This window comes from Pelomonas sp. KK5, assembly GCF_001984095.1.
Lineage (GTDB): Bacteria > Pseudomonadota > Gammaproteobacteria > Burkholderiales > Burkholderiaceae_C > KK5.
This window is the reverse complement of record NZ_LYVQ01000266.1, coordinates 1-8,143: the sequence shown is the minus strand read 5'-3', so window position 1 is coordinate 8,143 and position 8,143 is coordinate 1. Positions and strand designations below refer to the sequence as shown.

Here is an 8,143-nt window from a genome sequence, read left to right as displayed (position 1 = left end):
GGCTGCTGCCGCTGCCGCTGCCGCAGCAGCGGCCTGGGCCTGCCGTTCGGCCTCTGCCCGCGCCGCCGCCTGCCGCTCGGCCTCGGCGCGTGCCGCGGCCTGTTGTCGGTCGGCCTCCGCGCGGACGGCGGCCTGCCGCTCTGCTTCCAGGCGCACGGCGGCCTCGCGAGCGGCCGCCTCCCGTGCAGCGGCCTCGCGAGCGAATGCCTCCCGCGCAGCGGCTTCGCGTGCGGCCGCCTGGCGCAGGTCTTCCAGCCGTTGCGCCTCGACGCGCGCGGCCTCGTCGAGGATCGCCTGTTCGCGCGCCTGCTGGGCCTGTTGCGCGAGTTGCGCCTGGCGGGCCTGCTGGGCCAGCCGGGCTTCCTGTTCCTGGCGCACGGCGGCCGCCCTCGCCTGCTCGGCGGCCTGTTCGCGCCGCTGTTGCTGCTCAGCGTCGGCCGCGGCCTGCGAAGCGGCCGCCTCGGCGACGCGGGGGGACTCCGGCACCGGAATCGGCCTGACGGGCGCAGGCGCCGATGCCGCCGCCGAGGCGGCCGCCACCGCCGGCCGCGGGAGCAGGCTGGCCGCGGGGACCGACCAGCTCTGCGGCACCGGCGTGGTGAGCGCGATCACACCGCTGCCGTCGGGCAGCGGCTCGGGTTCGTTGTCGGGGGCCGGCGGCTCCGGCAGCGCCTCCGCGGCCGGCATGGCTTCCCCGGCCGGCCCGCTGTCGGTGGCTCGGGTGGCCACCGGCGCGTTGTTCAGCACGACCTGCAGCTCCGGCACCTCGGTGCGCCGCTGCAGCCAGGCCCAGGACAGGCCCGGCAGCCCGGAACCGCCGCCGCCGAAGGCCAGGCTCAGCAGCAGCAGGTGCACGCCCAGCGAGATCAGCAGCCCGAGCGACAGCCTCTTCTGTTGGCCCGCCATCTCAGCAGGCATCCCGTCTTGTTGTTGTCTTGTGCGTCATGGAAGGATCGATCAGGCCCGAGCGGCCCTCGACCGTCAAGCAGCAAGCAGGCCTTCAACTGGAAGGCGAGCGCCATTCTCGCCCGGACCCGCGAGGCTGCTGCAGGGCCGTCAGCAGATAGAACACCGCCGCCGCAACGACGATACCGACGATCGAGCGGATCGGGTGCGACAGCAGCAGCGTCGCCGCCACGCCACAGACCCAGGCGGCAATGCCCTGGGCCTGCCAGGGCCGGCGCTGCGCCTCGTCCGCGCGGTAGCTGCGGGCCAGCCAGTAGTCGCAGACGATCACGCCGGCCACCGGCGGCACGGTGGCGGTCAGCAGCATCAGGAAGTTCGTGAAATGGTCCAGGATGCCGCTGGCCGCCAGCAGCGAGCCCATCACGCCGGCGATCAGCGTGGCGGTGCGCCGCCGCGTGGCGGGCCAGTGCAGCAGGCCGTTCAGCGCCAGACCGGAGGAGTAGGCGTTCATCACATTGGTGGTCCAGGCGGCCAGGATCAGGATGGACAGGGCCAGCACCGGCATGCCCATGCGGGCGTAGATCTCGACGATGTCGTAGGTCTGCTGGATCACCGCCAGGATGGCGCCGCAGGCGGCCATGCCCATCGCCGAAGGCAGCAGGCCCAGCACCGAGCCGAGGATCGCGTCGCGCCGCGTGCGGGCGTGGCGCGCGTAGTCGGGCGAGACCACGCCGCCGACCGAGAAGAAGCCGATGCACAGGCCGATCGCGGTCAGCATGTCGATGCGGTGCTCGGGCGCCGGCCGGTACTGCGTGATCACGGCCCAGCTGTGGCTCTGGAAGGCCACCACCATCGCGTAGGCCAGCAGCGCCATCTTGCAGGGCACGCCGATGAAGTTGAGCCACTTGACGTGGCGGAAGCCGAACACGGCGGTCAGCATCATCAGCAGGCCCATCAGCAGCGAGGCGCCCGAGGCCGGCACCACCTGGGCGAAAGACATCTTCAGGATGCGCGCGAACGAGGCACCCGCCACCGCCGCCTGCACACCGAACCAGCCCAGCAGTGACAGGCCCAGCGCCAGCCCCAGCACCAGGTTCGCCCCGCTGCGGCCGAAGGCGCTGGAGGCCAGTTCCACCGTGTTGCGCCGCTGGTCGACGGCGGCCACGCTCTCCAGGCTCATGAAGCCCGCGACGACCGAGAAGCCGACCAGCCCGGCCAGCAGCACCTCGGTGAAGCTCAGGCCCGCGATCAGCGTGCTGCCGATGAACAGCGACGGCACGCTGACCATGCCGCCGAACCAGATCGTGGCCAGTCCCAGCCAGTCCAGGCTGTTCTCGGAATCCGCCTTCGACATCTCTCCCCTCCCCGTCGACCCTTGCTTGCTATTCCTGTGCTGCGATCGGCACTGCCACGTCGCTCACCAGCCCCTGCCGGATCGCCACGTTGACCGCCGCGCTGCGGTTGTCCACATTGAGCTTTCGGTAGATCTGCTTCAGGTGGAACTTGACCGTATCCGCCGAGATCCCGAGCGCCCGCGCGATCAGCTTGTTCGGCTGGCCGGCCACCAGCAGGCTCAGCACCTCCAGCTCCTTGGCACTGCAATGGGCGGCCCGCTGCGCACGGGAGCCATTGCCGAACTTCTGCAGCGCCGACTGCACCTGGGTGGACAGCGGCCCCGGCAGCCGCTGCACCACCGGCACCACCTGCTGGCCCAGCTCCATCAGGAAGCCGTGCAGGCTGTGTTCGAGGATCGGCGTCAGCGCCGATTCGGCATCGCCCTCGACCGCACCGTCGCCGGCCAGCCGCCGCTCCAGCACCAGGCTCATCAGCTTGACCCGCCAGGCCGGCAGCTGCAGGCCCAGCCCTTCGAGGAGCTTGGCCGCGCGGCGCAGCCTGGCGCGCCCCATCGACGAGCCCGCGGTCCCGCCGGCCAGCTGCAGCCGTGCCTGGGCCAGCGCCGCCGCCTCGAGGAAGCGCCAGTCCACCGGCGCCTCGCCCGCGAAGGCCGAAGCCATCGCCTTGTCCAGGCCGGTGCTGGCCAGTTCCTTGCGGGCCTGGGCCGCCATGCCGGACTGGGCCAGCAGGTCGATGCGCCAGACCCGGGCCATGCGCTCCAGCCGCGGCATGTTGCGCCGGCGGGCGAGCAGCGCGGTGTCGTCCAGCATGGCCAGCGCCTGCTTGACCCCGTCGTGCCGCACCGCGATGCGCCAGGCCACCTCGGCCATGATCGCGAACACGTCCAGCCAGCCGTCCACCTGCAGCAGCGATTCCTGCACCGACTGGATCAGCGGCTGCGCGTCCTGCCAGCGCCCTTCCCAGAACAGCTGCTGGGCCTTGAAGCAGCCCACCAGCGCCTTCAGCGAGGAGTCGGTGCCGAAGTTGGCATCGGCCAGCGCCACCGCCTCGTCCACCATCAGCCGGCCCTGCTCCAGGTGGCCCATCACGCTGAGCGCCTGGCTCTCGTGCAGCAGGCAGAAGTTCTCGCCCAGCGGGCTGCGCACCAGGCGCATGCGGGTGCGCGCGGCGCGGGCCGCCTCGATGGCCGAGGGCATCTCGCCCAGCGCCACCGCCGACACGGCGCTGACGCAAAGCAGCGTGGCCTGGCCCAGCGGGTCGTCCGGCAGGTACTGGTTGGCGGCGTCGCCGGTGCGCGGCCAGGCCTTGGAAACCTCCAGGTGGTCGAAGTAGCTGTGCACCAGCGCGTCGATGACGATGAGGTCGTGCTCCGCCGCAGCATCGGGCTCGCGCTGCAGGCCGGCGCGCGCCATGCGCAGCAGCTCGAAGGCCAGCAGCTCGTCCCCGTGCTTGGCATGCAGATAGGCCTGGATCAGCAGCAGCTGCGGCTCGCTGCGGCGGGTCACGTCGTCGAAATGCTCCAGCAGCCGGCGCGTGTACTGGATGCCCATGTGCAGCACCAGCTTCCAGCCGCCGGCCTTGGCGATGAAGGCCACGGCCAGCTTGACGTCGCCGGCGGCCAGCGCGTGGGTGACGGCCAGCGGCCAGTCCTCCTGCTCGGCCAGCCAGGGGGCGGCGGCGCGGTGGATCTCGCGGCCGCGCTGGCGGGCCAGGCGCGGGCGCAGGAAGTCGGCGAACAGCTGGTGGTAGCGGAACCAGCTGCGCGAGGCGTCCAGCGGCACCAGCAGCGAGTCGATGCCCGAGAGCCGCGCCAGGATGCCGGCGCTGTCCGTGCGGCCGCGGGCCACGTCGGCCAGCTCGGCGTTGAAGCGCTCGAACATCGAGGTCTCGACCAGGAACTGCTGGCAGTCGTCCGGCAGCTTGGCGATGACCTGCTCGGTCAGGTATTCGGCCACCTCGGTCACGCGGCCCGAGAAGGCCTGCAGTCCGTGGGTGGCTCCGGGCCCTTCGTGGACCCACAGCCGCGCGAGCTGGATCGCCACCGCCCATCCCTCGGTGCGGGCATGGATGATCGAGGCCTCGAAGGGGTCGATGCCGCTGCCCAGCACGGTGGTGGTCTCGCTGAGCGACAGCACCAGCTCGCCCGGATGGATCTCCTGCAGCTGGCCGCAGGCCTTCATCGTCGCCAGCGGCCAGTTGGGCCGCCAGCGGGTGGCCACCACCAGGCGCAGCCAGGGCGCGCCGCGCTCCACCAGCGCCCGCACGATGGCATCCACGGCGGGACTGCTGGCGCGGTGGAAGTCGTCCAGCATCAGCGTGACCCGGCGCTGGGCCCGCTGCAAGGCCTGCAGCAGCGCGGAGACGGTGCGCAGCGGGTCGCCGTCGCTGTTCTGCTCGTGGACGCGGCGGGCCAGCGGCCCGAGGTCGATGCCGGCGCGGTCGATGGCCAGCAGCAGGTAGGAGAGGAAGCCGGCCTCGTCGCGGTCGGCCTCGTCGAGCGTGAGCCAGGCGGTGGCGCCGCCGTCGTCATTGCGCTGCTGCAGTTGCGCGTGGAGTTGCGCCAGCAGCGTGGTCTTGCCGAAACCGGCCGGCGAGACGATCAGCGCCAGCGGCACGAGATGGCTCTGCAACAGCCGCCTGAGCAGAGCATCGCGCTGGACGCTGTCCAGCTTCACCTGGGGTGGGGTCAGCTTGCCGACCCACATCCAGGCGTTACGTTGCGAGGGTTTCTCAGGCATTCATCCGGCTCTCACGCTGCTGCTGCTGATGATGCCAGTCACGCCCCCAAGTGTTTGGGATTGCAATGACCAAACACCTACCCAAACGGGTAGATTAACCGCGCCCCGCCACCGGCCTCCCCAGAGAAAGCCCGGGGTGCCCCGAGGCCATTGCACATCGCGGGAGTGGATACCCGGCCGCCCTGCCCGCCGGCGCCGGCGCAACCCGTTGCAGTGGGTTGACAAGGCGGCGTCGTGCTCCATCCAGGTAGGGCGGCGCGGGGGCCGCACCCGCCCATCAAATCGTTTGCCACGCTCCGGCGCCGCCTCTACTTTTCGGGGCCATGGCGCCCCTGGACCGCTTCCCGGGGCGCCGACGTAAGACCTGACCCCAGCGAGGAGACCATGAGTGCAGTTGTCTTCGAGCGTGCAGCACACCCGGTGCTGCTGCGCCAACACCCGGCCACCCGGCTGCGCTGGCCCGCCCGGCGCGGCCCCTACCAGGACAACGGCGCCAGCCCCTGGTACTCGACGGTGCGCATCGGCAGTGGGGCCGGCGCCCGCGAGCTCAAGCTCAACATCGACACCGGCGCGCGCTTCAGCTGGGTGATGCTGGCCGAATGCGAGAGCGAGGCCTGCATGATGCCGGCGCGCCGGCTGTTCGAGCCGGCCGCCAGCCCCAGCTACCGCGGCCAGGGTGGCGAGCCGCTGCGCATCGACTTCGGCCACTGGGGCGAGATGCGCGCCCGGCCCGGCAGCGAGCTGCTGGCCCTGCCGGACGACTCGGCCGCGCTGCGCCTGCGCCTGCACGGCGCCATCCGCTGCGACGGCGAGCAGTTCTGCGAGCTGAACTGGGACGGCGGCCTGGGCATCCCCAACGGCCTGTCACCCGACCCGCATGCCACCCACCTGGTCGAAGCGCTGCTGAATGCCGGCCTGCTGGCGCCGGAAGACGCGTTCGTCTCCTTCCTGATGGACCCGGCCAGCGGCACCGGCACCGTCGAGATCGGGCGTTATGACAGCGCGGCGGTGGACCCGTCCAGCGCGGTGGAGCTGCCCTTCTCGCCCTACGTCGACGGGCTGGACTACATCTGGACCACGCCGCTGCGCAGCTGGCGGGTGGGCGCGGTGGAGGTGGCGCGCGACGTGCTCTTCTGCCACGACACCGGCGCCTCCCACTTCAAGGGCGACCCGCTGCTGCTGGCCGAGGCGCTGCGCCAGGTGGGCCTGCAGCATGAACGCGACGGGCAGCCGCCCGCGCTGTCGCTCTCGGTCGGGCGGCACCGCGCCAGCGGCCGGCCGGCCACGCTGGTGCTGGAGCCCGGGCAGTACCTGGGCGAGATCGAGGCCGGCCACGGCCAGGGCCAGGCCACCGCCAACCTGCAGCCGCTGGCCGGCTACGACGGGCTGGTGCTGGCCGGCTCGGTGCTGCTGGACCATGTCTGCACCGTCTACCGCTTCGAGGTGAGCGGCAGCCCCGGGCGCTACCGCGTGTCGCCCGGGACGACGCTGATGTTCAACAAGCGCGGCGGGCCGAAGGTGATCCGATGACAAGCAAGATCATGTACCTCAACTGCGTGGGCGTGCCGGCCTACGACCAGACCTTCGCCGCGGTCGCCGCGGCCTACCGGGCGCGGGGCGTGGACGTGACCGTCGCCTCGCTGGACCCGCAGGTCGGCGCGATGGACCACCTGGAATACCGTGTCTACGAGACGCTCGTGGCCCGCGACGTGATGCTGGCCGCCCGCCAGGCCGCCCGCGAGGGTTACGACGCGCTGGCCCTGGGCTGCTTCTACGACCCGGCGCTGGACGAGGCCCGCCAGGCCGCCCGCGGCATGCCGGTGATCGGCCCCTGCCAGGCCGCCATCGAGACGGCGCTGCGCCTGGCCAACCGCTATTCGGTCATCATCGGCCGGCGCACATGGCAGGAGCAGATGCACCGGACGATCCGGCGCTACGGCTTCGACGGGCAGCTGGCCTCGTTCCGCTCGCTGGGCCTGGGGGTGACCGAGATGGTGGCGCGACGGGAGGAGACCGAGCGCCGCATCGTCGAGCAGGCCCGCCGCGCCGTGGACGAGGACCAGGCCGAGGCCATCGTGCTCGGCTGCACGCTGGAGGTGGGCTTCTACCAGACGGTGCAGGACATCGTCGGCGTGCCCGTCATCGACCCGGCCATCGCCGCGCTGAAGTGCGCGGAGCATGCCGCCGAGCTGCGCCGGCTGTGCCACTGGCAGACCTCGCAGCGCTGGAGCCTGCAGCCGCCGCCCGACGACGAACTGAAGCGTTTCGGCCTGCTGCAGGCCCCCTACCGCTTCGGCGCCCGCATCGAGGTGCCGCCCGGTTGACCTGACCCCGTGTTCCCCCGTCCCCCTGAAGCAGCCGCCGGGCCCGGCCCGGTGAGCGCCTGACCCTGCCTGTTCGGAAAGCGAGGACCCATGCAATCCGCCCTGATCCCCAGCGACATCAGCCACGCCCTGCTGCGCCGCTCGATCGGCCTGCCCGTCGGCGGCCGCCGCCGCCGCGAGCCCGCGCACGCGCCCGACGCCCATGCCGTGGCCCACCTGCGCGGCATCTACGAGCGCTTCCGCGGCCGGGCGGCCCAGGTGCCCAACGCGCCGCGCAACCTGCCCTTCTACCTGGCGCTGCGCGAGCGCTACCCCGACATCGGCTGGGACGCGGACCCCGGGCAGGTGCAGCTGCCGCAGTTCGCCGGCGGCTGGCCCTCGCTGGCCGCCCTGCTGCTGCAGGACCTGCCGGCCCACCAACTGCGCCTGGGGCCGCAACTGCCGCCCGAGCTCGCCGCCCTGCCCGGCGGCATGCTGGAGGAACTGGAGGAGCTGTTCGGCCAGGCGCGGGTCGTGCCGCGGCGCGGCGAGGCGCTGCGCGACTTCGCCCTCGTGCTGGCCCGCGGCCTGGCCGGCGAGCCGGTGGACCTGCTCTGCCCGGTCTGCCCCGACTACGCCCACGAGGCCGGCCCGGCGCCGGGATCACCGCGCCGCTACACCTTCCGCGGCATCGGTAGCGCACCGGGCCTGGTGGCCGAGCGGCTGCTGCAGGACCTGCCCCGCCTGGTCGACTTCTTCCGCCGCCACGGCGTGCGGGCCAGGGTCGTGATCGGGCAGGCGGACTTCGAGGTGCTGTCCGCCGCCACGCTGGCCCAGGTG

Annotated in this window: 5 protein-coding genes and 1 pseudogene; 3 read left to right on the top strand and 3 right to left on the bottom strand. The window is 72.4% G+C overall.

Annotation, left to right across the window (positions count from 1 at the left end):
• The 3 genes and pseudogenes from B0W88_RS27435 to B0W88_RS27425 all read right to left on the bottom strand — a co-directional run.
• A pseudogene (locus tag B0W88_RS27435) lies at positions 1-906 on the bottom strand (hypothetical protein); the annotation flags it as partial.
• A gap of 94 nt (positions 907-1,000) precedes the next feature.
• Positions 1,001-2,260, bottom strand: a complete 1,260-nt coding sequence (locus B0W88_RS27430; RefSeq protein WP_077037746.1) for a cytosine permease — start codon at positions 2,258-2,260, stop codon at positions 1,001-1,003.
• 28 nt (positions 2,261-2,288) lie between these two features.
• Complete coding sequence (locus B0W88_RS27425) at positions 2,289-5,000, bottom strand: LuxR C-terminal-related transcriptional regulator (RefSeq protein ID WP_144007003.1); 2,712 nt, start codon at positions 4,998-5,000, stop codon at positions 2,289-2,291.
• A 384-nt stretch (positions 5,001-5,384) separates the two neighbouring features.
• Between B0W88_RS27425 and B0W88_RS27420 the strand changes: the two genes are divergently transcribed.
• The 3 genes from B0W88_RS27420 to B0W88_RS27410 all read left to right on the top strand — a co-directional run.
• The gene (locus tag B0W88_RS27420) at positions 5,385-6,530 is read left to right on the top strand and encodes a pepsin-like aspartyl protease (protein ID WP_083749105.1); all 1,146 of its coding nucleotides are present in this window, start codon (positions 5,385-5,387) and stop codon (positions 6,528-6,530) included.
• Positions 6,527-7,324 carry an aspartate/glutamate racemase family protein gene (locus B0W88_RS27415; protein WP_077037743.1) on the top strand — a complete coding sequence of 266 codons (798 nt, stop codon included), beginning with the start codon at positions 6,527-6,529 and terminating at the stop codon, positions 7,322-7,324. Before B0W88_RS27420 ends, B0W88_RS27415 begins: the two co-directional genes overlap by 4 nt.
• 90 nt (positions 7,325-7,414) lie before the next feature.
• A partial coding sequence (locus B0W88_RS27410) for a hypothetical protein (RefSeq protein ID WP_144007002.1) occupies positions 7,415-8,143 on the top strand: 729 nt, incomplete at its 3' end.

Coding starts and splice junctions, on each gene's coding strand:
- B0W88_RS27430 (WP_077037746.1), bottom strand. CDS start 2,260: ATGTCGAAGGCGGATTCCGAGAACAGCCTGGACTGGCTGGGACTGGCC.
- B0W88_RS27425 (WP_144007003.1), bottom strand. CDS start 5,000: ATGCCTGAGAAACCCTCGCAACGTAACGCCTGGATGTGGGTCGGCAAG.
- B0W88_RS27420 (WP_083749105.1), top strand. CDS start 5,385: ATGAGTGCAGTTGTCTTCGAGCGTGCAGCACACCCGGTGCTGCTGCGC.
- B0W88_RS27415 (WP_077037743.1), top strand. CDS start 6,527: ATGACAAGCAAGATCATGTACCTCAACTGCGTGGGCGTGCCGGCCTAC.